Source organism: Dehalobacter sp., from assembly GCA_023667845.1.
Classification (GTDB): domain Bacteria; phylum Bacillota; class Desulfitobacteriia; order Desulfitobacteriales; family Syntrophobotulaceae; genus Dehalobacter.
The window spans coordinates 119,052-143,287 of sequence record JAMPIU010000095.1 but is presented as its reverse complement, the minus strand read 5'-3'; the positions used below and the strand labels follow the sequence as shown (position 1 = coordinate 143,287).

The following is a 24,236-nucleotide window of genomic DNA, read 5'->3' as shown; positions in this document are numbered from 1 at the left end:
CAAAGAAAATAGTCAGTATCGCAGTTGCCTGCAATATTGACTATATCACAACAATCTTTCCACAATCTTTCTAGAATCTAACAGTCTTGAAAGATTTACTTTTCTATTGGCAAAAATACTGAAAAGGTAGAACCACTGCCCGGCTGTGATGACACCTTGATATAACCCCCCTCGGCTGAGATGATCTCTCTGGTCAAAAACAGCCCAAGACCAACACCTTCTTGATTACCAGCGGTTCCCGAGCGATAGAACCGGGTGAATATTTTGCTTTGTTCATCCTCGGGAATACCCATCCCATTATCGGTTATATCAATACGGCAGAACAACTCATAGGGTATGGCTTTTATGGTAATACACCCGCCGCTTGTGGTATATTTTACGGCGTTATCCATGATATTATATACGGCTTCTGTCGTCCATTTCAGATCAAAATAGGCACGACTCTCCATATCTTCCATGGCAACAGAAATGCCCTTGGCCTCCGCCTTTGGCCTGATCTGTATCCGAACTTCATCCAGCAACCTTTGGAGGGCTTCCTGTTTCGGTGAAACAGTAATAATACCCGTTTCCAGCCGTGATATTTTCACCAAAGCATTTATGAGAAAATTCAGCTTTTCCGCCTGTGCAGACAAGGCTTGCACACAAACTTTACAGTCTTCCGGCAATTCGTGTTCACTGAGCAGCTGTGAATAAAGCAGGATATTGGCAAGGGGTGTTTTGGTCTGATGGGAAATATCAGAAATCAGCTCTTTTATTTTATCCTTTTCCGCAAGCAAATTCTTGGAGGATACCGCACATTTGGAAAGATACCGTGCAAGCTTAGATTCCACCGCGGATAAAGCAGATTCATCAAAAACCCCTTGGGCAAAGCTACCGTTTATGGCTGTGTCCAACACATCTTCAATTTTTTCAAACGTTTTCTTTGTTCTTTGACGGTTAAGGACAATCACCATCACGGCCGCGCATACCGCAGCAATGGTAATCCCGATACAGGTGTAATCAAGTGTATTCATCTCACTGCACCGCCCAGGTGTAGCCAATGCCATAGACCGTTTTGATATATTGCGGTGCAGACGGAAGCTCTTCCAATTTATCACGCAGTCTTTTTATCGTAACCGACAAGGCATTCTCGTCAACATACTCGGCCCCATCTGTCCAAATCCTGTCCACCAAATCTGTACGGGAAATAGTTTTTCCCCTGTTTTCTATTAAGACCCGGAGCAGTTTCTGCTCGGTTTTGCTGAGTTCAATGGGTTTGCCGCCTCTCCTGAACTCCATCCTTGCAAAGGAAAAGGAAAACCCGTCAATCTTTACGGTATCGCGAACCTGATGCCTGCCCTTCCGCAGTTGGACGCCCACTCTGGCCCGCAGTACCATCAGACTGAAAGGTTTTGTGATATAGTCATCCGCCCCAAGCTCAAACCCGGTTACAATATCAGTTTCTAAATCATTGGCAGTCAGGACAATTACAGGCAAAGCCAATTTCTTACGGATCTCAGCTAGAAGGTCAAGACCGTTTCCATCCGGTAAATTGACATCGAGTATCACCAAATGAAAGAAGTTGGTCTTTAGCTGTTTCTTGGCCGCGGCAATGTCATACGCCTGCACAAAGGTGCAATGATCTTCTTTAAGGGCCAGAACAATACCATTGCTCAGGGCCGTATCATCCTCGACAATTAAAATGTGATTCATCATGCACCTCCTGTCTGTCGACTTGCATCTTCGAAGGGTTAATTGGTTCTACCTTTTGATCAATACTTTCAAATGATTTAATAGGAATAATACACGCCCCTTGGCCTTACGGTCTAAAATTAGTTGATTAGTCTTGTATGAAATCTGCAACACATAGCATATGTCATGAAGTAACCCGGGTGAAAGATAGAACAGTGCCCCTTCTTTTATAAGATATTTTGGTGGCGGACCATCTTTGTAATCTTTTGGGGAAAAGCTTCAAACCCATTGAGTTGCCTGTCATTGCAGTAATAAATATTGAAAAACATATTATTGGTACTCATGTCTTCTCCACAAAATTTTTGAAATCAAAACTAATTATTTTCTTCGGGTTCTTAGTTCCTTTAACAAATTGTATTTTAATTCTGTCTCTCTGAGCTTTTTAATGATAATTGCTTTTTCTTCTTGGCTATTATTTCCGGCTAACTGCTCACGTAATTCTCCGATGTCTTTTAACAGATGCACTTCTTCTGGTGCGTATCCTGCATTCTTTAACAACATATATCCAGCACGCATATCCTCTGGAAGACTTGCCCAGTCATCCAGATTAATGGGTTTGCCCAAAGGAAGGTTATCAAATTCGCCGTTTCTAATGGCTTCTTGAATTTTTGCTTCAACCAGTCTTTCAAACATGCCAGTGTCAGCTCCTTATATTTATGACAAATGTCATGCCTTAATTTCAAACTAATTACCAGATTGACGGAATCAAACGGTAACGTGTCTTTAAACAATAATCGTTGTACCCCGGTAAGCTTTTTAGTAGTACTTCCTCTTCACTTTTTATCCTTAGTATTAATGATGGTATTATCATGAGTGAAGGTATTATTGCCCAGTAAGAGCCTAAAGCTAGAGGAGAAAAAAGCGACATTAATAACATTCCTAAGTACATCGGATGGCGAACAATGGCGTAGGGGCCTGTTGTTATAACCTGCTGTTCTTGCTCGACCTGGATGACAGTTGAAGCAAAACTGTTTTCTTTAAAGACAAGGATAATAAATATATAGCCTAAGAAAACAATAGCATTCGATGTGATAATAATCCATAAAGGCACAGACGACCAATGAAAACGAAAATCAAAACCGGGAATTATGAATCCGAGAAAATACAAGTTTAGGATGGCGGGGGGTTTTCGAGTTATTTCTTTTTCGTTAAACTTCATTCTTCTTGCTAGTAATTCAGGACTTTTCTTCAAGAAAAAAGCTGTTGTAAAAATCATCAGTACAGATAAACCCAACCACCATATCCACGCCTGCCAAAACCTAAAAGAACCGGCTGGAAGAAATATGATGACGCCCATCACAATCATCATTATTATCGGAAAAAGATAGGCTTTTCGCTTTGACAATTTATTACTTCCTTCCACTGAAATCGCCTCCAATCTTAGCAATAATGACTAATGACTTTTTATGACCATGAAACAAAACTTTTCAGAAGTAATGTTGTAATAAAAAATTATGAGTTAAGATATTTTTGGAAGAGTTGCCCATGTTTCATCCGAGCCGGTGAAATAACGTTGGCTACCATATCATTGTATAAGCTTTCAAGGGGTTTCTTTATACCTGACTGGTTGCATAACATCTTTCTTAACTGAGGTATACTTTTAATAAATTCTACAGATTCCCGAGCTAGCATTTCAATCTTCGGATCATCTTCGGATAGTTGGGAAAGGTTGGACAGACGCACTCCATAATCCAAAGAAATTTGATATTGCTCAGGGTGATCTTGGAAATATCCGGCCAATGCTCGAAAAGTTTCCTGGTAGTCCTCTCCCCACTGGAAATCATCCAAAATGCCAAACAATTTTCGTTGTTGATCGAAGAGTTCCGGGCAGGTTCGCGCATAGTTTTCAATTTGCTCCGGTTTTAATATCTCAGTGATCATTTGAAAAGAAGGGGAATCATAAATATCCTCATCTAGTCGTACTTTTTCTTCACTCAGCAACAATTGGATTTTTGCTATTCGTTCCTCAAGGCTTTTCTTCTCGTTTAGTAGATCAATTTGTAAGGATTGTAAGACTTCCCGCAATGTCTTGTTGTAGTGTATATCACCTAATACTTCTTTAATACGTTTCAGATCCAGCCCGAGGGATTTCAAGTGATTGATTAATTGCATACGAGTTAGCTCTTCCGGCCCATATAAGCGGTATCCTCCCTGTGAGCGCTCGGGTTCTTGCAGTAAACCGATCTTATGGTAATAGATAATTGTTTTCAATGTACTTCCAGTTAATTTAACGAAATCGCCAATTTTTATTCGATTCTTCACCGTTATCCCACCTTCACAGTCATTATAAACCCCACCCTAAGGGTCGAGTCAATTTATTTTAGGGGAGCATTGAAATTAATGATTACTATTTTTCCTTTTAATGTACAAACAAAGTGTTTTGGGAAGTCGGCACTATAAGATGAACCTCCAAATATAATAAGGAGGCCCTTTGATAATAATAAATTCCCGCAACTTAAACTTAGAATTATCACTTCTATAGCGTTATTGAGCTACTCTTTGACAGCTCTAAAACTCATATAATCTTGTTGATCGATCTTCCTTTTATCAAATATACCTCCATGATAGACAATGACATATGCCTGTTGTTCATCCTTTACTGATGTATCTGAAGTCCAGTAATAGATTACCTTGGAATGTATATCCCATAAAGGTGTTTCTTTATCTGGCGTTCTATCATAGACGGCCTTCTCTTCTTCCGGATACCAGACTCCACCTACATTTTCGTCGTGAAGCATCATAGAACGAACTGCTTCATCCACTGTTGGCAAGCGCCAAATATTTTGCTCTTCCTTCATAATGGTTGTACCATCCGCTGATAAATACTTGCATATATCTTGCGCCTCTTTCCAGGAAGTCCCTTTATCCGGCCAGCCAGGCCCTCTTGGTGCCCAAGCCAGAGTTACACCATTCCCTTCTACTATTCTCATACCAAAATTATTATCATTAGTTCTTTGGGACACTTTAATAGCTTGAGGGATTGAAATAACTAAAGTAATAACTAATGGAACAATTATGATTAACCTGTATGCCCATTTCTTAGGCTCAGGCTCCCCAAAATAATAAAGTAGCCCAAGAACAGCAAAAGGTATAATAATCAATAATCCTAGCACATTAAAACTAGCACCGGAAAAAAAACAAATACAAAAGCCACCAAAAATTAGATGTAGTAGAAAACCTATTCTTTTCCATCTTAATATAACTAATGCTAATAATACAAAGATAATAGCAAATAACATATATTGAAACAAAAACATAAAGAGGTTTTCCCAGATGGAAGTTGAGTACCAGCCTTCATGGAAATTTTCAAAAGCTCCCCAATAAGCCCATACACTTGACAATATAACGGTTATGAACACACCTATCCATCCGATAATTACCTTTTTATTTTTTCCCATCCTCAATCAATCTCCCCATTTAAATCACCGCTATAATCTATGTGGATACTCAAACAAAATCCATTACGGGACACAGTATAGTCTTCTCTTTTATAACCTGTGACAATAACCCCACTCCTTACCTTCTACAGCTTACATTTACGCAGCGTCCGTAGTCTGCATATTCCATTCATATTCTCTCAGATTGTGTTTATCCTACAATGAATCATCTTTCTTATTTGAAGTAGCATCCAATTTTCTCTCAATAGATTTTACATTCTTGTCAATTCTCCAAAGCATTTTAATTACCCACATAACAAGTGCAAAACTTAACATAGCAGCCCAAAATCCTGGTGATAGAAGTATCATTTTAGCCCACCCCTCCATTTATATACAGAAAAAGGTTATCCACTATAGTAATTAATTGTGCTTGAAAATTTGTTTATAGAAAACAGATTTCAGCATCCTTTACAATATGCCAATTACTCTTTTTGCAAATATTTATTTATTGCATATAATTCAACATTGTTCAATACATTCCTTGTTTTTCCATAAATCCTTATGGGAAATTGAAGACCGCTGCCAAAATAATTTGTCAGCGGTCAATGAAATAACGCATCATCGTACTTTGCCTTACAGTTTCTTTTTCCTGAACACTATGATTGAGAGAATCAGGCATAACACAATCATCAGCAGCGTCGTCCAAGCTGTTACGGACATGCCGCCAATTGCTTCCGCATTTGTAAGCAGCGTAATGTTATCCGAGGCAAGTGCGACCGGATTCCATTTTTGAAATGCTGGGAACACATTGGCGATCATCAGGACCATCATGACTGTGGCTGTCAGAAGAAGTCCTCCGTAATTCCCCGATGCAAGTGTGCTGGCCAGCAGAAGGACTGCCAGGAGAAAAACACCGAACAGCCATAGGCAAAATAAGGAGAAAAACAGATGAGGCAAGGAGAAGCTCCCAAACAGATAAACAGTATATCCATAATCGGTGACTGCGGCAAGGACATAGCTCACCGTCCACAAAATCAAAGACGCCAAATATTTTGACATGATGACCGCAGATCGAGACAACCCCTTAGCAAGAAGGATGACCAGCGTACCGCGTGTCACTTCCTGGGAGAGCATAACGTTAAAGACAAGCAGCAAGACGATCAAACCCATTTGGCTCATATTCTTGAAGAATTGGCCATAGGCATCCAGGACTGTCGGCTCCGGCATGCTGATGGATATTCCCTGAACGGTCAGCTGGGCAAAAATATCGGGCGTCATCTTTGCCAGTAAGGGACTCGTCATACCGAATAAGAACAGTACTGAAACCATGATAACGGCTTTATAGCTGCGGACTTGCTCCAGAAATTCTTTTTTAGTAAAAGCGATCAGACCGTTCATTGAATAACCTCCAAGAACACATCTTCCAGCGAAGGTTCAAGTACTTCATATTTCAAAACGAAAACCTGTTCCCTGAGCAGCAGTTCCATAATTCTTAGCCCTTCCTTAGCCACGTCCTCAAGGCGGACGGTCAGAAAATTTTCTTTGGCCTCTACCGCAGATACAAACGGAAGATTTGCAAGCTTCCCGGCAAGAACAGCAACGCCGTCTTGATCCGCCAACTCGATCCGGAGAGAGCTATGGCGATAGCTATTCTTGATATCGGAGAGTTTTCCTTGTAAAACAAGCTTGCCATCGTTCAGAATCCCAATATGATCACAGAGCCGTTCCACATCGGATAAAATATGGGTGGAAATTAAAATGGCGGTCTGCTGTCCGGCAACGGACAAAATATCCAATATCTCTTTTCTGCCAACGGGGTCAAGCGCGGACGTCGGTTCGTCGCAGATCAAGAGCCGCGGCTCGTTCATCAGAGCCTGGGCAATCCCCAGCCGCTGTTTCATTCCTCGGGAAAAACCGCTTATTTTTCGATTGCTGTTCTCCAACCCTACAAGGGCCAGCAGTTCTTCCGTCTTTTTCCGGATTGGGCGAGGCTTCTGACCGGAGATTTCCCCGCACAGTCTTAAATATTCGACGGGTGTCATGTAACTGTAAAACTCCGGCACATCCGGAAGATAACCCACATGCCTGTTGGTTCTTGTGTCTCCGTAAGCGACTTTTTCCCCGCACACTTTGATTTCTCCGGCGTCAGACTTTAAAAAACCCAAAAGCATTTTCATGGTAGTTGTCTTCCCTGCTCCGTTCTTTCCTATCAGGCCAAAGACGGAGCTTTCGGAGACCGAGAAGCTCAAATCCTGTATGACCGGAAGACCCCCGAAGTTTTTCTTGACATGTTCCAGCTTCAGAATTTCCATTAGTCGTCACCTTTGCCTAAGGTAAAATACAAGATAGGGCCGATAATCTGGAACAGGACAACGACAATTACCCAAAGCACCTGATTGCCGATGCGGTAAGTCCTGTGCCGGAAAATATGAACGAGCGCAGCTGCTGCCAGGGCAAGTTCGATCACCATGATCGGAATTAGAAAAGGTAAATAGGACATCAGATCTTCCATCAGACTTCCTCCTCCATCGATTCAAGTCGCCGCCAAAGTTTCTGATAACGCTCCTCCGATTTAAGACTTTGAAACGCAGGATTATCCACCACAACGCTCTTCAAATCTTTACGGATGAGTTTATCGCTGCGCGGAGCATCTCCTCCCAAATTGAGAGATTCAAAATACGGCTGCAGCATGTCAAAAAATGAATTTCCTTTTAGTTTTAACGGGAAAGTATTCTTTTGAAAAATGATATCCGCGTATGCTTCCAACATATCCAGCGCTTTTTCATTACGGTTCTGCGCTGAGTAAAGCGCGGCTGCCGTGAGATACACCGTGAAATAATGGGACGGCTGCATCTCTTTGAGCTGAAACACCTCCCCAAGACTCAGCACCTTTTGCAGACAGGCATCCGTTTTTTCCGGAGCATCTGCATAAAGCGCCATGAGGTCGGGAAAAGCCCCGAAAAGACTGGCTACATTCGTGTAAATAGATTGCTGGAGATAACGTTTGGCGCGGTCGCTGTCACCTTTCATCGCATAGGCTTTGGCCAGCAGTATTCCCATTGATATCGGTCCTTCCTCGGTCCCTTCGAGCAGTTCGATCGCTTGGGCAGGCTCCTGCAGGGCCAGGCAACAGTAGGCTCGCAAGGAAAGCGCCTCTCTGGCCAGTGCCGCGTCGCCGCTGTTCTTTTCCACACACTCAAAATATCCCGAGGCTTCCCGCAAAACGTCGTTCATCCGGTCTGGTCCGCCGGCAAGCGGTGCGTGGTTAACCAGCAGCTGCGCGATGGAATAAACCAGATTCCAGCACGAATGATACTTCTTGATAGTCGCCAGGCATTCGGCGTAGGTTTGGTCAAAGGGCTCAGCAGCAAAAGCATTTGCCAGTCTGCGGTACAGTTTTCTTATATCCTCCCTTGTCATTTGAGCTTCATACCCCAGAAGCTCATCAACGCTTACGTTGAAGAAGGCCGCCAATATAGGCAAAAGCATAATATCCGGATAGCTTTGCCCTGATTCCCACTTGGAAACCGCCGGTTTGGATACCCCAAGGTATTCGGCCAGTTCTTCCTGGGTGAGCCTTTTTTCTTTTCTTCGGGCTGCAATCATTTTGCCAATGTTGATTTTGGTCATAGGTCTTACCTCATTTTCAATTCTTAAGTTTTGATTTTCAAGTTCATTATAGTCTGCTTATTTTTTTTACTCAACGGAATCGTCGTTAACAATTATAAAAAAAGTTAACTATGAGTTAACTTGCTGCAGGTCTTATCCTCTGCGGAGATGTTGGCACGGCAAACGACAAGAAACCGCTGACAAAATCATTCGTCAGCGGCTTTAGCTTACCTACAATCATTCAGCTTTATTCGTGCATTCAGCGTTACTCGTGATGCTGGTGCTCTTTCTTGAGCTGGGCGACCAGCGCGTCGGATAATCTTGCCGGAACTTCCTCGTACCCGATGAACTTGGTCGTGAACGTGCCTCTTCCCTGGGTCATAGCTTTGAGGTCAATGGAATAACGCATCATTTCGGATTGGGGCACATGGGCTTTAATCACCTGGCATTTGCCGTCGGGTTCCATGCCAAGGACCTTGCCGCGTTTGGAGTTCAAATCTCCGATGACATCACCCATGAATGCTTCAGGAACCTTGACCTCGGCCTCAACGACCGGTTCCATCAATACCGCGTTGGCCATCTCAGCGCCTTTCTTGAAAGCAAGATGTGCCGCAAGCTTAAATGCCATTTCTGACGAGTCCACGCTGTGATAGGAACCGTCATACAACGTGAATTTTACATTCGTCATCGGATAGCCAGCCAGGAAACCATCAGCAACTGCTTCGCGCAGACCTTTTTCAACAGCAGGGAAATAGTTTCTTGGAACCGCTCCACCGAAAACTTCTTCTTTAAATTCAAAGTCTTTTTCCGGGTTTGGCTGCATCTTAATCCAAACGTGTCCGTATTGGCCATGGCCGCCGCTTTGTTTCTTGTGTTTACCTTCAACTTGCACCAATTTTTTGATCGTTTCTCTGTAAGGGACTTTCGGTACTTCGGTCTCGACGGCAACACCAAATTTTCTGGCCAGTTTTTCACCAACAATATCGAGCTGCATTTCACCGAGCCCGCTTAAAATCGTCTGTTTAGTTTCTGTGTTTTTGCCGACGCTGATGGTCGGATCTTCATCGACTAACCTAGCCAGCGCGGATCCGAGCTTATCTTCATCACCCTTGCTCTTCGGTTTGACAGAAAGCGATAGCGCTGGTTTTGGAAATTCGATTCCGTTCAGCTGGATACCTTTCTCTTTCGTTGTAAAAGTATCTCCTGTTTTTGTCTCCTGAAGTTTCGCAACGACGGCAATATCGCCGGCTTGGACGCTGGCCGTATTATCCTGGTTCTTCCCTCTCAGATAAAACAGCTGGCCGAGTTTCTCCTCGACTTCCCGGTTCGCATTGTAGACAACTGTCTCACTGGTAAACATTCCGCCATAAGCTTTGAAGAAAGTCATTTTGCCGAGATAGGGGTCGGCAAGTGTCTTAAAGACCAACGCGGCTTTTTTGTCGATAGGTGTAGGCGCAGGCACATTGTCTGCCAGGAATTGAATGAATTCCTTCACGCCCAGATTTTTTTCTACCGAACCGAATAAAACCGGAACGATCATATTCTGAGCAAGCCCTTTGGCTGTGATCGTCTTTAATTCTTCATCATTCAGGGACTCTCCATCCAGATATTTCATCAGGATGTCATCATCGGCTTCAGCTGCAGCTTCAGCCAGTGCTTCTTTCAATACGGCAATATCATCTGTATATTGATCAGGTATGTCGGTTTGGAACAGACCAACTACACCTTCGAATCCTGCCTCTTTGCCAATTGGAATCTGCATTTGAACAAAACGAGTATTCGAATAAGTTGATTTCAGCTGATCCAGTACCTTTTCTGCATTGGCATTTTCTCTGTCCAGTTTATTGATAAAAATAATTTTAGGAATTTGTTTTTCTTCGACCAGATCCCAGATGATCTCGGCCTGAACTTCTAAACCATCAACCCCGCTGATCACAAAAACACTTGTTTCCACGACGCGCAAAGCGCTGATGACTTCACCGATAAAATCGGAATAACCGGGTGTATCGAGAACATTAACTTTAACATCCTTATGCTCGATCGGAATTAATGAAGTGCTAATTGAAATGTGACGTTGTACTTCCTCTTGAAGGTAATCTGAGACGGTGTTTCCATCGTTTACTTTCCCGATGCGGTTCGTTACTCCGGCATTAAAAAGCATGGCCTCTACCAGTGACGTTTTACCTGAACCTCCGTGCCCAACAAGACAGATATTACGAATACTCTTGGTGTCATAGCTTTTCAAGAATAATCTCCCCTTTGTCTATTCTTTTTAATAACTTGACTTAAACAAGACTATTGCACTCGAACATCACTCAATATTAAATTATAACATGTTTAATTCTCTTTAATTCTCTGCGGTTTCCACAAATCCTCTAAAAAAAACTGCATCCCTGAAAAAACTTGGAGCATGACCTCCTTTCCCAGCGCATAAGTTGAATAGAAATCAACTATATGTACTCTGACAGAGTACCGGTCAGGGAGGAAAAAATGCCCAGAAACAACCTCATTTATGGTGCAGTCATTCTTTTTGGGGCGAATCTGGTCAACCGTCTGCTCGGGTTTGTCTACCAATACCTGATTATGCATTATATCGGTAGTGAAGCGTACGGATTGTTCTATATGGTATTTCCGGTCTATATGACTGCACTGGTCTTAACCACAGCAGGAATACCACTGGCTGTCTCCAAAATGGTTGCCGAAAGAGTCTCTATTGGCCGCTATGCTGAAGCCCGGAGAGTATTCCGGACAGCTTTCCTGACTTTATTTATTTCCGGTCTGCTGGTTACCATCACGCTGTACCTGAACAGATCGCTGATTGTTCACAGTTTCTTTGCGGATGAGCGCGTCGGAATTGTTTTTCAGATCTGTATCCCGTCGATCTTTATCGTATCTGTGGCCTCTGCGTTCCGGGGATATTTCCAGGGACTGCAGAACATGGTCCCTTCAGCGGTCAGCCAGATTTGTGAACAAATCTTCCGGATCGGGATCGGCTTTTCTCTTTCCGTATATTTATTAAAGAAAGGCATTGAATGGGCAGCAGCCGGTCTTGCAGCAGGAATGCTCTGTGGGGAGATCGTTGGTTTGCTTGTGATTCTGATTCAATATCTGGTGCAGCGCAAGCACCTGCCTTATGGAAATCAAAACGGCGGACAATCCAAACCCGTCATGCCGGAGCTGATCAGTTTGTCCTTGCCCGTAACCGGAAGCAGGCTGATGGCTACAGGGCTGTCTTCTTTGGATACCGTCATTATTCCCAAACAGCTTCAGCTTGCCGGCTATTCGGCCAGGAACGCCACCTCTCTCTTTGGAGAGTTCAGCGGGACTGCACTTACGCTGCTCTCGTTTCCAAGTGTCTTTACATTTGCGCTGGCGACATCGCTTGTCCCGGCTATTTCCGAAGCAATGGTCCGAAATGATGTCCGGGCTGCCAGGAATAAAAGCATAGACGCGGTCCGCTATACCATTATGCTTGGATTGCCGTGTGTCATTGCACTTTATTTTTTTGCTGAACCGCTTACGCACCTATTCAAAAGTGACCATGTGTCTGCAGTGTTGAAAGTATTAGCCTTGGGCGGGCTGTTTGCCTATGTTCAACAGACGACCACAGGAATTCTACAGGGGCTCGGCAAAACCTTTTTACCGCTGGCCCATTCGGTTATCACTGCAGTATTCCGGATTCCGCTTCTTTTCTACCTGACTGGAATTCCGAAATTTGGTCTCGTGGGTACCGCTTTAACTTATGTATTTGGTTTTGCCATGATGGCTTTCTTAAACCTTTATGCCATAAACAAGCACATCGGACTACAAGCTGATCTGAAATCCATGATCCTTCAGCCGGTCCTGGCCGGGCTTGCTATGACAGCTGTGCTCAAAAGCATCTTATGGCTGGTACCGGGCCAAACACCGCTGCTTCCGAGTCTTACCGCTCTTCTTGTCGGAAGCATGGTCTATTTTGCGATTCTGATTTTTCAAGGAGGTATTCCGATGAAAGAAATAAAGAAAACATGGCGGTCTTTAAGGTTTTGGCCTAAGAACAAATAGCGTCCCAACTTCAAGCGTACGCTTCAGTTTTACTTTCACCGCCAAAAATTTCGGATCTTGCTTCCCCACTGCCAATACGTAAGCAGAGCTACGACCAAAAAAATCAAAATAAGTATGATCTTATAAATAAAATAAATTTTTACCACAGACAGCAGCGTAATGATGACAGCAAGAACGATCGGAATAATAAATAATTTTTTAAGATTATTCTTTCCGCCTTTTTCCCGGCTCAGCCAGAAAATAATAACAAACACACCAAAATAGAAGAAAAAAACCCAAAAGCCCATACATTTCTCCTCCCTATAGCAAATTTTCTATCGTCTTTAACCGTTCGTAATCGGTCAGGTCACAGTGTAAAGGCGTGATCGAAACATACCCTTCCTGAATTGCCCTGAGGTCGGTATCCTGTTCTTCTTCAAAAACGAGCGTTCCGGTAATCCAATAATACTCTCTGCCATAAGGAGATTTTCTGTTTTCGAAGGCATTGTCGTAAACAGACCTGCCTAGTCTGGTGACTCTTTTTCCCTTCCATTCCTCCCTGTCGCAGGGCGGCACATTAATATTCAAGAGGCCGCTCTGATACTGAAGCAAGGGGCTGTTCGTATCAATCAAGCGTTTGATGAGCAAAGCGCTTGGCATATAGTCTTCGTAATCATAATTGGCAAGTGATACCGCTATGGAACGTATACCTAACAGGGCACCCTCCATTGCGGCTGCCACAGTACCTGAGTAGAATACATCCGAACCGAGATTCGGTCCGTGATTAATTCCGGATATGATCAAATCCGGCTTGGCAGGAAGAATGTCCCCCTGTATTGCCAGTTTGACACAGTCTGTCGGTGTGCCGTTGACAGATACACCAATATGATTGTCTGGCAAGGAATGATGGGTCACGAAGATTGGCTGAAACAGGGTGATAGACCGTCCAACAGCTGATCGCTGCCCTTCCGGAGCCACAACGTAGATCTCATGCTGATGGTCCGCCGCCAAAACATCATACATGGTCCTGAGACCGGCAGCAAAATAACCATCATCATTTGTCAGCAGGATTTTCATGCAAAACTAGCCTCCATCATTCTGCCGCTTATTATTGGATTAATGTCTGCCCATAATTAATGAGAACGCCTCTGCCCTGGTGGCAGCGCTGGTTTCAAACATTCCTCTGACTGCTGATGTAACGGTCTGCGCGCCGGGTTTTTTAATTCCGCGTACGGTCATGCACATATGCTCAGCTTCAATGACGACAATAACACCGCGCGGATTAAGCATTTCATTCACAGTATCCGCAATCTGGCTTGTCAATCTTTCCTGTAGCTGCGGCCTTCTGGCGTAGTCTTCGGCAACTCTGGCCAGCTTCGATAATCCTGTCACCTTGCCGTGTCTCGGTATATACGCAATGTGGGCCTGTCCAACAAAAGGAAGCAGGTGATGCTCACACATTGAATAAATCGGAATATCTCTGACCAATACCATTTCCTCGTGGTTTTCCGAAAACAATACAGACAGGTTTTTACTCGGATCTTCATGAAGTCCGGCAAAAGCTTCCTCATAAAATCTGGCAACTCTTTTGGGAGTATCCTTAAGGCCCTCTCTTTCCGGATCCTCTCCGATTGCTTCTAAAATATCCCTTACAGCTCGTTCTATTTTCGCATGATCTATAGCCATCATGATCGCCTCCTGTTATGGTGTAAATTAGCGGAATATTTTATTAATTAGGTCAACTTGAATTGTATCATTTATTTTCGATTTGACCAAATTATTTTTTACTATTATTTTTTTACTATTTTCTGCAGATACACAATTCTCTCGACAATTTATCATCATAATTTTACTTAAAGTTTTAACCTGCGTTTTTCAGGCAGCTCCGGCCATTTAAGGATCGGCCCAATTAACTTATACACCAGACTGGATTCCTTGGTCAGTATGGGGCCCAATATGGCGAGAATAAGCACATACAAGGCAGAAAACGGCTGCAGGACTCCCAGCAAGCCTCCTGATAGGGCCAGTGTGGCGAGTATAATCGAAAATTCACCACGTGACAGGATCGTTAAGCCAATCCTGAGCGAAGCGCGATGAGACAGCTGAGCTCTCCTTCCGGCTATAAATCCAGCAATCGTATTGCCAAGAAGCGTCAGCAGTACTGCGCCAAGGACCGGCCAAACAGCGCCACCCAGCGTAAAAGGATCGATGCTTAGACCGAAACTGAAGAAGAATAATGCGCCGAAAAAATCACGAAAAGGAACAATAATGTGTTCAATCCGCTCGCGATGCTCCGTCTCCGCCATTACTAGGCCGAGTAGCATTGCTCCGATGGCCTCGGCAATATTCAGGGTTTCGGAAATCCCCGCAACCAACGTCACCGCCGCAAAAGTCACCAGTAAAAATGTCTCGTCCGAAGGAATATCCAGCCGGCGGTTCAGCCACGGAACGAGCTTATGGCCCAAAAACAGAAATGCCCCGATAAATCCAAGTGCAACAACTGCTGTAAGCAGGACTGTAACGGTCGAAGTCGAACCGGAAAGAACCAAACCAGAGACAACGGATAAATAGATTGCCACAAACACATCCTGAAACATCATCAGCCCTAGGATAATTTCTGTCTCATCGTTCGCAGCTCGTTTTAACTCTACGATGACTTTAGCTACAATAGCGCTTGACGAAATTGTCATCATCCCTGCTACAACCAGGATTTCTTTGACGGGCCAACCTAAAAGCAATGGGTACAGCAGCGCAACAGAAAAGTTGATGAGCATATAGATGAGGCCGCTGCGGAGAATCGACGGTCCCGATGCCATCAGCTGTTTGATTGAGAATTCTAATCCGAGAGAGAATAGTAAAAATAAAACACCCATCTTTCCCATGAAGTCGATGAGCGCGGCTGACTGAATAAACCTGAAATCAAATACCCCAATATGAGGAGCATGAGGTCCAACAACCATCCCCGCAATAATCAGAATAGGCACAATGGAAATCCGCAATTTACCGGCGATCATCCCCGCCACGGCCGATAAAGCCAGAGCGAGACCAACTTCCAGTATCAAATGCTCCATTAATGAACACTCCCGTGAAACAGGAGTCCCTTAGCAGCTTTCACCTGTTCTTTTTCTCCCAGAATGACAATCGTTGCACCTTCCTGAAGAACGATGTCAGGATTGGGATTGATCGTTTTATTTTGGTCTTTTTTCACCATCGCAATAATCGTCCCGCCGGTCCGCTTCCGGACCTGCATCTCACCGATTGATTTGCCAATCGCATAAGCCCCCGTTTCAATCCTGTACCATTCGAGTACCATATCCCCGATGGCTACCTCAACAGTATCCAGATCTTTGGGGCGATAGGCCATTCCGCCCAGAATAGAGGCAATACAACGCGATTCTTCATCATCAAGTGTTACCATCGAGATCGATTCATTCGGATCCTCGAGGTAATAGTGATACATTTCCCGGCGCCCGTCATCATGGACGATCACAACCAGCTTATCTCCAGACCGGGTGTCCAGCTGATACTTTTTCCCGATCCCCGGCAAGTCTTTTTCCTTGACTAACTTCATGCCAAAAAGCCTCCTTTTCTTTAAATTTACTTTAACAAATCTACGGATATAAGTAAAGAAACGACAGCACGGGACAAAATTGTTATTCCCCAATCAGACTATGCTCACTCAGCAGATTACGGTATAAAAAATAAGGAGACGTAACGAAACAAAACTTTAGTTCCGATGCGTCCCGCCATCTTCTTCATATTATGCGCAATACAAATATTTTCTGCTAATTAAAGTTAACGTCAATGCTAATCAAAGCACCGCGTTGCTGTAAAGAATACACGGTCAAAGGTAAATAAAATTTTACCGTCTTTCGAGCCGGAATAATACTTCATAATTTCCAGCATCAGATCATTCTCAAATTCTTTTTGCTTTTCGTCTTCATGAAGACAATCCAAGTAGGGTCTCAACCCGGTGCTTCGATACAGATCCAGGATATCCTCATAACTGTTCATCAAATGGTAATACCTGGTTTCCCATAATTCGATTTCCGGTGTTAAATCACAGAGAACATCATAATAATATTCAGGAGCATGGACCTTATAGGAAATCGCGATGTGATTAAAATAACCGGACCACTTCGCAGAGGATACGAGGTCTAAAAGCAGCTGATGAATCAGCATTTCATTGACAAACGGAACTTGGACGGCTAATATGCCGCGGGGTTTCAGCATGGCAAACAGTCTGGAGATAAGAAGATCATTATCAGGAATCCATTGGAAGGCCGCATTGGAGAATATGAGGTCATACTGGCCAAGGTCGGAAATGTCCAGTCCCGCATCCCGTAATAACCAACGCACTGACGGATTTGTGGCTTTGGCAATTTCAAGCATGGCATGTGAATTATCAATGGCTGTGATCGCCGCATTCTTCCATCTTTCCGCTAAAACACGGGTGCTATTACCCGGACCGCAGCCCACATCCAGGATGTTTTCAGGCTGTTCAAGCTTAATACGGCTGACCAAATCACGTGACGGTTTGGATCTTTCTTTCTCAAATTTTAAATAGGCCTCTGGATTCCAGTCTGCCATGGTAATGCCCCCCAAAAACGTTTCTATAATTGTACCAGAAAATAAATGATAATGAAACCTCTTTGGGGAGTCTGATCTTAAATGGCTTTTTTAACCGTTAAACCAAAAGATTTATTGTAACAGTCGACTGCCACCTTCGTGTTGGACATTTCTTCATACGTATTTCCAAGCAGGATCCAGGCCGCGCTGTTTTTGCTATCCATGGAGACCAGTCGTTCCAGGATAATTTTGGCGTCGTCCCACAGCCCTTTTTCAGTCATGCAGACACTTAAATTATAGAGCACCGTTTTATCTTCCGGATCAATTTTCAGGGCATTCTGATAATACTCAATTGCTTTGCGCGTTCTTCCGAGCTGAAAACAGATAAAGCCTAAATTATTCAGCAGCAAGGTGTCGTTATTCTTGAGCGTATAGGCTTTTCTGAGTAATCGGTAAGCCTGGTCGTCCTGCTGGAACTCGTGGTAAATGCCGGCCAGATTGCATAGGGCATCAAGATCATCCGGGTCATGTTTTAATACTTTCTGGAACAGCTTCCGGGCTTTGCTCTGCTGGCCGGTCTGCGCATAGCAGTAGGCCAGCCTGGACATCAGGCTGAAATGCCCCCCGCATTTGATCGCTTTATGGAAAGATTCGACCGCATCCTCGGTCTGATTCATTTTCAGCTGCATCTCAGCTTTCATTTCCCAGTATTCCGGCTGATACGGCTTCACTTTACAGCAGCCGCTGAAACAGTTTAAAGCTTCCCTGTACTGCCCCTGGAACTGATAGATGCTGCCAAGTCGAAAAAGGATATCGGCATCTCCAGGTGAGGAACGCAGAGACTTATCCAGACAATTAATAGCTTCCTGCCATTCCCCAAGTTCGAGATAACAATCCGTCTGCAGATTCCAGTACGTACTGTTCGCTTCCAGCTGAAGCGCATTTTCGAGATGAATCAAAGCATCATTGACAAAGCCCTGTCCATGACAGCAGCGGGCTAGTAAAAAATGCACTTCGGCCAGCTGTCCGGGCTCTTCGCTATAGATGATTGCTGCTTCCAAATAGGCCTGAGCTTCCTTGAAAACCTTATGATTAATCAGTGTTTTCACTTCTGCCAGATACAGGGCATCGGAGATATTTTCTGTGTTTAAGATTCCAAACAGGATTTCTAGAGCCTGCTGTTCTTCACCCATGAAAAGCAGCCAATTGATCTGCATTTTTGTCTTGAGACGCAAGCGGTTTCCCATATCAACACCCCTAAATATAAAATCTTCTTTAAAGACGAGTGAGTGCCTTGTTAACCTTAAAATTATTGTAGATTCAGGTTAACATGGTACTGGATAGTTATTCTTCCTCTTTCCATGATTTACCTTTTATTTGGCTGGAGAACCGCTCATCAAATAGCCTTTCAATCAGATATTTTTCCAATTGGAACTATTTTTTTCGTTATTTATCTCTAAAAATATGTATAATAAGAGAAGAGTTGCCAAAGCTCAATTTATTGGTAAAGAGGCTGATATTTTGTCCAAAGCAAAAGTACCCTTCCTGATCATCCTGATGATCATCGTGATATCTGTCCCAACGATGTCCGGATGCAGCAAAATATTCTCGTTTTCCGCTGATGATGAGTCCAATCCAGTATCAAACTTGCCAGCTGGTGCGCTTTACCTAGACGGAGCCGCTATCCGTCCGCTAACTTTGAATGTAATCAATCAGGCCAAACAATCCATTTATATCGAGCTGTCCAGTCTGAATGATCAGGAAATCATTAATTTACTGATTACAAAAGCGCATTCGGGCATCGAAGTAAGACTGCTGCTCGATCAATGGCAGAGAGATAATACCTCAACCATCAAAGCACTAAAAAATGAAAACATATCGGTCCAGTACTATCCTGCTGAGAAAGGACAGTACCAGACAGTACGCTATATGGTTGTTGATCACAAAACGGCTGTTTTTTACGGAAAGGACTGGACCGCCAAAGGCTTCGATGCGCACAGCATGGCTGTAAAACTATCCGGAGACTCTGTCGGTGTCATGGACAAATCCTTCGGCAAAGACTGGAACTATACGACAACACTGTCGCTTGATTTACCGGATACTTCCAAATTACCAGAAGACAATATTACCTTTGCCATTGCTGTCAATGTTAAACAGCAGCTTCTTAATTTAATCAACGCTGCTGCGTCTGAGGTCTTAATAGAAACCGAACAACTGAGTAAAGACGATATAATCGATGCCCTGTTGGAGGCAAAAAAAAGAGGCTGTAACGTGAAAGTGATCGTCAGCCTTTCCAGTGCAATTACCTCGCCCGATGCTATTCAGGAATTAAAGGACGCCCAGATCGAATTGCGCTATTACAATCATCCTGACAAAAAAGCGATGGGTGCGAATTTCGGTATTTTTGATCAGACAACGCTGTTTGTTTCCAATTCTGCCTGGACATATCCTTCTTTTGTTATTAATCACGAAGGTTCTTTGACTATCCCTTCCCCTGCTGTCGCCAAAAAAGTTGCAGCGCTGTTTGATGAAGAATGGGCCAATAGTACACCATAAAACGCAAATACATTAGCTTTGGGTTTAATCTCCGTAATGGATGGCCGCGCTTATTTATCATCGATGGAGGCGCCATCCGTACACGAGAATGAATACGTATTTGATTCCGAAATAACATTATTGAGGCTGTCGATCATCTTTAAAAGAAGGCTGACAGGCTCAGTCTCATTCTGGATTGATTTCGGCAAGACGGCTGTTAAGACAGTATTACTTACGTACTTCGTTTTAACCAGGGTATCATCAATATAAATCTGATAATCCGGCAGGAAGTTTTCCCCTTGAACCTGAATCACATTTCCACTCAGACGAAGGACCTTTTCGATCTTGGGAAAACGTTCTCCAAGCAGGTACAAAGCATTCTGAACAGGTTTATCCTGTGGTTTAAGCTCATAGACATACGCATTGCCAATCAGGGAATCATATTGCAGCATTTCATAGTCCGCGGATTCTGCTTCGGTGATTTTTTCATTCTTCTGATATTGCGCGGCGGCCATCACGTCCGACCCTTTTTCATATAAGGAATAGAGGAAATCCATCAGCGTATTTCCTTCTTTTTTGCTTTTTTCCAGAATATATGGCCCCAAAAAGCTGGAAGAAATGCAAATATTTTTATCTTTCTGGGTAGAAAAATTGTCCCAGATAACAAATGGCACCGTATATTTGTTTAAATAATCGCTGTAACTTCCTCCATCCTGAAAAAAGTCAGCTTCTTTATACACTTCGGAACTATTGCCGAGCAAAGGCAAATGGTCTCCATAAAAAACAACGATCGTTGGTTCATCAATCTTATTTAGACCTTCAATCAATGCTTTCAGGGACTGATCGACGTCAGAAATCGTATTGACGTAATTCTCCAGAAGTATTTTATTTTTAGCTGAAAAGTCGCCCTGAACCTGAATCGTATTTCCGGCATTAGGTTTTTCCGCATAAGGTCCATGAGCCTCCATAGAAATCGCATAGATAAAATCGGGTTTATCATTCTGTCCAAGCTGCTGCAGAATCTTCTTCGTAAGCTCCGTATCACGGATATAAGTTCCTTTCTTCTCCGGATCTGTAAAAAATTCCTTGCTGATAAATTTGTCAAATCCCATCTCTTCGAAAACAATATTGCGGCGGTAAAACCAGTTATGGTAAGTATGAATTGCCGTAGCCTCATAGCCCTGCTTTTTGTAAATTGCGGGCAGAGCATCCATATCCCTGGTTGCGTACTGGACATACGGAATGATCCCTGCCGGGAGAAACTGGCAGGAATACCCTGTTAGAACTTCAAACTCTGTATTCACCGTTCCTCCGGCAAAGACAGGAACAACTATCTTTCCGCCTGAATAATTTTTTTGCAGATAATGAAAATACGGAATTGGATCTTCACTGAAGCTTACTTCTTTCATCAGCGTCGGATCCCAGAAAGCCTCACTTTGCACAAAGATGACATTTGGGGTAAAATCCGGATCAACCGTGTAATCAGTTTTGGTCTGAGCAATGATCTTTTCAATTTCTTCTTTTTGGTAAGAAGCCGGAGCATTATCCGAATAGGCTTTATAATTCATCATAAAGCCTATAATCAAGCCATTTTCTTCGTAATTGGACTGCTGGCTCCAGTTTACAAGCCGGCAGTTGAAGGTCTTTTGCATAGAAGTATGGGCAACCAGATTAAACAGCAAGAGAAAAGACAGTACCGCAATGGGGACTTTTTGAGCCGAAAGGTACTCTTCTCTTGGTATGTAACGAATGATCAGGATGATCGCAGCGATGAGCAAAATCACGAGTCCCAACATAAAAGCGATCGGCAGATCCTGAAAGCTCTGGGAAATATTCGCGGCTTCCTTCCCAAGGTTTAAATCCCAGGGCAGCAAAGGCTCTCCTCTTAGGAGTAGTTTTTCCCTGCTGACCAGCGCAATAAAGGAAAGGCCGGTTAGAATGACTACTGCAATGGACAGGTACAAACGCCGGGGCAAAAGATAAAAAGCATTAATCAGTCCAAACAGAATAGCATACGTGGCAATAAATTGATTCGGTTGGCATACTACCCAGACCAGTGTATGGACGAAACTTCCGCGTGAGACCGTCTCAAACAATATTAAAACCATTAACGGAATTATAGCCAGAAATTTAGAATTAGACACTTTCTCCTCCATAGAATTCCTCATAAATTTTAAAGAGGATGTCCGTTGGACATCCTCTTCCCGCTTTGCCGTTAGACATCTGGTTTTCTGACCCTGCACATGCAGGTGGGTACCTAGACAGATCTTTCCATCTTCTTTTTGCAAAGCATGATGTACACGACCTGCCACTACTCAGTTCCCGAGAAAAAAATAGGATCAAAACCATGATAGTCCATACAAACAGAGCAGCATCATAGCTATTATAACACCGGGGTGAAGAAAAATCCTCTAGAAACAACTGGAAAACCAATTATGTTTTAGCGATGCACTCTATCTTCCAAATCAGCAAGTCTGTCCAAAATCACAGAAATCGTCATCTCCTGGGTACGTACCCTCTGCCGCAGCTGTTCGACGAGACTGGACATATTCTTGATTTGATGCAGTGTCCCTGGATTCACCGTTCCATCATCCACTAAAGCAAGCGTTCTTGTTCTATTAGCGGGATCTTTTGAATTGGCATTCAATTTATTTAGATACCTGATCTTGCCATATCGGGTATTTCTGCCCTGATTGATTTCAATAATCTTGTCGTCTTCCAGCACCTTCAGCGCTTTTTTCAGGGTAATACTTGCCACGCCTGTCTCACGTTGTATTTCGGAATAGGCAATCTCAAACTGATCTTCTTCATGTTTCTTGGACACCTTCTCAAAAAACTCCAAGAACTTATTGTACGTCTTATCTTTCAGCTTCAATGTTATTCATCCTTCCAAGCAAAAATAAAACAACCAAATAGTTTATTGTATTATATCATAAATTAATGATTATTTTCACTTAAATTGTAAAAATATATTAATTTTTTAAAAATAATATTAAGCCTGCTAAAACTATTTCGAAAAATTAATAAATTATTTGTCTGTCAGGTCAGCTTGTTTAAAACCTCTTCCTTCATGGAAAAAGAATGTTTGTCGGAAGGAAACGCGGTGTCTTTGACTTCCGCGCAATATTTTTGCACAGCATCAACGATCAGGGATTCAATCATTGCGTATTGTTTGACGAAAGTCGGTACAGTCTTGTCCGAAGCGCCAATCATGTCATGAATAACCAGGACCTGGCCGTCGCATTGATTTCCGGCACCAATGCCAATGGTCGGTACGGATATCGACTGTGTGATCTTTGCCGCGAGTAGCGCCGGTATTGCTTCCAGGACCAGCATAAAAACACCGGCTTGAGCCAGAATTCCGGCATCACGCAAAAGTTTGGAAGCGCTGTGTATTTCTGTTCCCTGGACTTTATATCCGCCCAGCAGGCCGGCGGTTTGAGGCGTCAAACCAATGTGTCCGACAACAGGAATCCCGGCTTTGGTCAGAAAGCTGATAATCTCGCGGTATTCCTCCCCGCCCTCGAGTTTAACAGCGTCGGCTCCACCCTCCTGCATCAGCCTTCCGGCATTGCGCAACGCATCTTCAGGCCTCGCATAGGTCAGATAAGGCATATCCACAATCATGAAAGTACTTGGAGCACCCCGGCGGACAGCTTTGGCATGATGCAGCATATCCTCCATTGTCACTGGAACGGTTGAGTCATATCCTAAGATGACCATCCCAAGCGAATCACCCACAAGGATTACATCGACGCCGGCTTTTTCCACGATTCGTGCCGTCGGAAAATCATAGGCTGTCAGCATCGTAATCTTTTTTTCCTGTTCGCTCATCTTTTTAAAATCTGGAATCATTTTTTTCATCTTGATCGCCTTCTCCCTAAACCTTTTTTATTTCAAACTTTGTCTAAGCTTTTAAGTCATAAGTTATATGGGCCAAGCATATGGTGTACAGAAATTGGAGAAAAGGGAGGCTGCCGTATGTCAAAACCGTTTCAGCTGTCGTTAGTTACCAAAGGTATAGCGCTGGCCATTGTTATCTCATTTCTGCTGACCGTTGTTCTGAGTCTGGTCTACTTTTTTACTTCGGTGCAGGAATCTTTCCTTTACTCGCTGCTCGCTGCCGGAATTGGCGTACTCATCGCCAGTTTTTACATTGCGTATCAATCCGGAGCAAGAGGACTTCTGTACGGACTGGCTGTTGGAATCGGTTTTTTTGTGGTCACCCTATTGATTTATTACATTTTCTATGCGGGTGATCCTTCTTGGAAAATACTGCTCAAGAAAGTCCTGATTAGTCCCATAGCGGGTGTGATCGGTGGGAGTATCGGAGCCGTGATGAAGAAATGACGCGGTCCATGTAGTGCGTTAAACCGCTCTCCTGAACTATTC

Annotated in this window: 25 protein-coding genes and 1 other RNA gene; 3 read left to right on the top strand and 23 right to left on the bottom strand. The window is 43.5% G+C overall.

Annotated features, from left to right (window positions below):
• Positions 1-95: 95 nt before the first annotated feature.
• The 12 genes from NC238_07340 to NC238_07285 form a co-directional block, all read right to left on the bottom strand.
• The gene (locus NC238_07340; protein MCM1565753.1) at positions 96-1,013 is read right to left on the bottom strand and encodes a HAMP domain-containing histidine kinase; all 918 of its coding nucleotides are present in this window, start codon (positions 1,011-1,013) and stop codon (positions 96-98) included.
• A gap of 1 nt (position 1,014) precedes the next feature.
• Complete coding sequence (locus NC238_07335) at positions 1,015-1,692, bottom strand: response regulator transcription factor (protein MCM1565752.1); 678 nt, start codon at positions 1,690-1,692, stop codon at positions 1,015-1,017.
• A 357-nt stretch (positions 1,693-2,049) separates the two neighbouring features.
• The gene (locus tag NC238_07330; protein MCM1565751.1) at positions 2,050-2,364 is read right to left on the bottom strand and encodes a DUF1992 domain-containing protein; all 315 of its coding nucleotides are present in this window, start codon (positions 2,362-2,364) and stop codon (positions 2,050-2,052) included.
• Positions 2,365-2,419: 55 nt separating this feature from the next.
• Entirely contained in the window at positions 2,420-3,094 is a 675-nt protein-coding gene (locus NC238_07325; protein ID MCM1565750.1) for an isoprenylcysteine carboxylmethyltransferase family protein, read from the bottom strand.
• Positions 3,095-3,183: 89 nt separating this feature from the next.
• On the bottom strand, positions 3,184-3,993 hold the full coding sequence (locus NC238_07320; protein MCM1565749.1) for a MerR family transcriptional regulator: 810 nt from the start codon (positions 3,991-3,993) through the stop codon (positions 3,184-3,186).
• A 230-nt stretch (positions 3,994-4,223) separates the two neighbouring features.
• Positions 4,224-5,129, bottom strand: a complete 906-nt coding sequence (locus NC238_07315; GenBank protein MCM1565748.1) for a DUF1566 domain-containing protein — start codon at positions 5,127-5,129, stop codon at positions 4,224-4,226.
• A gap of 195 nt (positions 5,130-5,324) precedes the next feature.
• A complete protein-coding gene (locus tag NC238_07310; GenBank protein MCM1565747.1) occupies positions 5,325-5,477 on the bottom strand; it encodes a hypothetical protein in 153 nt (50 codons plus the stop codon).
• A 264-nt stretch (positions 5,478-5,741) separates the two neighbouring features.
• Positions 5,742-6,506, bottom strand: coding sequence for an ABC transporter permease subunit (locus NC238_07305; GenBank protein ID MCM1565746.1), 765 nt, complete (start codon positions 6,504-6,506; stop codon positions 5,742-5,744).
• A complete protein-coding gene (locus tag NC238_07300; GenBank protein MCM1565745.1) occupies positions 6,503-7,420 on the bottom strand; it encodes an ABC transporter ATP-binding protein in 918 nt (305 codons plus the stop codon). Before NC238_07300 ends, NC238_07305 begins: the two co-directional genes overlap by 4 nt.
• Positions 7,420-7,620 carry a PLDc N-terminal domain-containing protein gene (locus NC238_07295; GenBank protein MCM1565744.1) on the bottom strand — a complete coding sequence of 67 codons (201 nt, stop codon included), beginning with the start codon at positions 7,618-7,620 and terminating at the stop codon, positions 7,420-7,422. The genes NC238_07300 and NC238_07295 overlap by 1 nt, the downstream gene beginning before the upstream one ends.
• Positions 7,620-8,738, bottom strand: coding sequence for a helix-turn-helix domain-containing protein (locus tag NC238_07290; GenBank protein MCM1565743.1), 1,119 nt, complete (start codon positions 8,736-8,738; stop codon positions 7,620-7,622). Before NC238_07290 ends, NC238_07295 begins: the two co-directional genes overlap by 1 nt.
• A gap of 244 nt (positions 8,739-8,982) precedes the next feature.
• Positions 8,983-10,962, bottom strand: coding sequence for an elongation factor G (locus NC238_07285; protein MCM1565742.1), 1,980 nt, complete (start codon positions 10,960-10,962; stop codon positions 8,983-8,985).
• A gap of 245 nt (positions 10,963-11,207) precedes the next feature.
• Between NC238_07285 and spoVB the strand changes: the two genes are divergently transcribed.
• Positions 11,208-12,761 (top strand): stage V sporulation protein B, encoded by a 1,554-nt coding sequence (spoVB, locus tag NC238_07280; GenBank protein MCM1565741.1) that lies wholly within the window; start codon positions 11,208-11,210, stop codon positions 12,759-12,761.
• A 35-nt stretch (positions 12,762-12,796) separates the two neighbouring features.
• Here spoVB and NC238_07275 read toward each other — a convergent pair whose 3' ends face one another.
• The 7 genes from NC238_07275 to NC238_07245 all read right to left on the bottom strand — a co-directional run bounded on the left by NC238_07275 (position 12,797) and on the right by NC238_07245 (position 18,556).
• The gene (locus NC238_07275) at positions 12,797-13,048 is read right to left on the bottom strand and encodes a hypothetical protein (GenBank protein MCM1565740.1); all 252 of its coding nucleotides are present in this window, start codon (positions 13,046-13,048) and stop codon (positions 12,797-12,799) included.
• Between the two features lie 13 nt (positions 13,049-13,061).
• Positions 13,062-13,817, bottom strand: coding sequence for a 5'/3'-nucleotidase SurE (gene surE / locus NC238_07270; GenBank protein MCM1565739.1), 756 nt, complete (start codon positions 13,815-13,817; stop codon positions 13,062-13,064).
• 39 nt (positions 13,818-13,856) lie between these two features.
• The gene (gene folE / locus NC238_07265; GenBank protein ID MCM1565738.1) at positions 13,857-14,429 is read right to left on the bottom strand and encodes a GTP cyclohydrolase I FolE; all 573 of its coding nucleotides are present in this window, start codon (positions 14,427-14,429) and stop codon (positions 13,857-13,859) included.
• 164 nt (positions 14,430-14,593) lie between these two features.
• Positions 14,594-15,811 (bottom strand): cation:proton antiporter, encoded by a 1,218-nt coding sequence (locus tag NC238_07260; protein MCM1565737.1) that lies wholly within the window; start codon positions 15,809-15,811, stop codon positions 14,594-14,596.
• Complete coding sequence (locus NC238_07255; protein MCM1565736.1) at positions 15,811-16,311, bottom strand: cation:proton antiporter regulatory subunit; 501 nt, start codon at positions 16,309-16,311, stop codon at positions 15,811-15,813. The genes NC238_07260 and NC238_07255 overlap by 1 nt, the downstream gene beginning before the upstream one ends.
• A gap of 236 nt (positions 16,312-16,547) precedes the next feature.
• Positions 16,548-17,330 (bottom strand): methyltransferase domain-containing protein, encoded by a 783-nt coding sequence (locus NC238_07250; protein MCM1565735.1) that lies wholly within the window; start codon positions 17,328-17,330, stop codon positions 16,548-16,550.
• A gap of 77 nt (positions 17,331-17,407) precedes the next feature.
• Positions 17,408-18,556, bottom strand: a complete 1,149-nt coding sequence (locus NC238_07245) for a tetratricopeptide repeat protein (protein ID MCM1565734.1) — start codon at positions 18,554-18,556, stop codon at positions 17,408-17,410.
• Between the two features lie 274 nt (positions 18,557-18,830).
• Here NC238_07245 and NC238_07240 point away from each other — a divergent pair, with 274 nt between their 5' ends.
• The gene (locus NC238_07240; protein MCM1565733.1) at positions 18,831-19,865 is read left to right on the top strand and encodes a phosphatidylserine/phosphatidylglycerophosphate/cardiolipin synthase family protein; all 1,035 of its coding nucleotides are present in this window, start codon (positions 18,831-18,833) and stop codon (positions 19,863-19,865) included.
• Positions 19,866-19,915: 50 nt separating this feature from the next.
• On the opposite strand, the gene NC238_07235 is transcribed toward NC238_07240, so the two are convergent.
• The 4 genes from NC238_07235 to panB form a co-directional block, all read right to left on the bottom strand.
• Positions 19,916-21,988, bottom strand: coding sequence for an LTA synthase family protein (locus tag NC238_07235; protein ID MCM1565732.1), 2,073 nt, complete (start codon positions 21,986-21,988; stop codon positions 19,916-19,918).
• Between the two features lie 53 nt (positions 21,989-22,041).
• Positions 22,042-22,222: non-coding RNA, 6S RNA (ssrS, locus tag NC238_07230), on the bottom strand.
• A gap of 62 nt (positions 22,223-22,284) precedes the next feature.
• A complete protein-coding gene (locus tag NC238_07225; GenBank protein MCM1565731.1) occupies positions 22,285-22,719 on the bottom strand; it encodes a hypothetical protein in 435 nt (144 codons plus the stop codon).
• A gap of 164 nt (positions 22,720-22,883) precedes the next feature.
• Positions 22,884-23,708, bottom strand: coding sequence for a 3-methyl-2-oxobutanoate hydroxymethyltransferase (panB, locus tag NC238_07220; protein MCM1565730.1), 825 nt, complete (start codon positions 23,706-23,708; stop codon positions 22,884-22,886).
• Between the two features lie 117 nt (positions 23,709-23,825).
• Here panB and NC238_07215 point away from each other — a divergent pair, with 117 nt between their 5' ends.
• A complete protein-coding gene (locus NC238_07215) occupies positions 23,826-24,194 on the top strand; it encodes a TIGR04086 family membrane protein (GenBank protein ID MCM1565729.1) in 369 nt (122 codons plus the stop codon).
• The last annotated feature ends 42 nt before the right edge of the window (positions 24,195-24,236 follow it).

Bases quoted from the DNA above. Each gene is read 5' to 3' on its own strand.
- NC238_07215 (MCM1565729.1), top strand. From the start codon at position 23,826: ATGTCAAAACCGTTTCAGCTGTCGTTAGTTACCAAAGGTATAGCGCTG.
- NC238_07305 (MCM1565746.1), bottom strand. From the start codon at position 6,506: ATGAACGGTCTGATCGCTTTTACTAAAAAAGAATTTCTGGAGCAAGTC.
- NC238_07300 (MCM1565745.1), bottom strand. From the start codon at position 7,420: ATGGAAATTCTGAAGCTGGAACATGTCAAGAAAAACTTCGGGGGTCTT.
- NC238_07250 (MCM1565735.1), bottom strand. From the start codon at position 17,330: ATGGCAGACTGGAATCCAGAGGCCTATTTAAAATTTGAGAAAGAAAGA.
- NC238_07340 (MCM1565753.1), bottom strand. From the start codon at position 1,013: ATGAATACACTTGATTACACCTGTATCGGGATTACCATTGCTGCGGTA.
- NC238_07275 (MCM1565740.1), bottom strand. From the start codon at position 13,048: ATGGGCTTTTGGGTTTTTTTCTTCTATTTTGGTGTGTTTGTTATTATT.
- NC238_07255 (MCM1565736.1), bottom strand. From the start codon at position 16,311: ATGAAGTTAGTCAAGGAAAAAGACTTGCCGGGGATCGGGAAAAAGTAT.
- panB (MCM1565730.1), bottom strand. From the start codon at position 23,708: ATGAAAAAAATGATTCCAGATTTTAAAAAGATGAGCGAACAGGAAAAA.
- NC238_07310 (MCM1565747.1), bottom strand. From the start codon at position 5,477: ATGATACTTCTATCACCAGGATTTTGGGCTGCTATGTTAAGTTTTGCA.
- NC238_07245 (MCM1565734.1), bottom strand. From the start codon at position 18,556: ATGGGAAACCGCTTGCGTCTCAAGACAAAAATGCAGATCAATTGGCTG.
- NC238_07295 (MCM1565744.1), bottom strand. From the start codon at position 7,620: ATGGAAGATCTGATGTCCTATTTACCTTTTCTAATTCCGATCATGGTG.
- NC238_07290 (MCM1565743.1), bottom strand. From the start codon at position 8,738: ATGACCAAAATCAACATTGGCAAAATGATTGCAGCCCGAAGAAAAGAA.
- NC238_07315 (MCM1565748.1), bottom strand. From the start codon at position 5,129: ATGGGAAAAAATAAAAAGGTAATTATCGGATGGATAGGTGTGTTCATA.
- surE (MCM1565739.1), bottom strand. From the start codon at position 13,817: ATGAAAATCCTGCTGACAAATGATGATGGTTATTTTGCTGCCGGTCTC.
- spoVB (MCM1565741.1), top strand. From the start codon at position 11,208: ATGCCCAGAAACAACCTCATTTATGGTGCAGTCATTCTTTTTGGGGCG.
- folE (MCM1565738.1), bottom strand. From the start codon at position 14,429: ATGATGGCTATAGATCATGCGAAAATAGAACGAGCTGTAAGGGATATT.
- NC238_07335 (MCM1565752.1), bottom strand. From the start codon at position 1,692: ATGAATCACATTTTAATTGTCGAGGATGATACGGCCCTGAGCAATGGT.
- NC238_07330 (MCM1565751.1), bottom strand. From the start codon at position 2,364: ATGTTTGAAAGACTGGTTGAAGCAAAAATTCAAGAAGCCATTAGAAAC.
- NC238_07260 (MCM1565737.1), bottom strand. From the start codon at position 15,811: ATGGAGCATTTGATACTGGAAGTTGGTCTCGCTCTGGCTTTATCGGCC.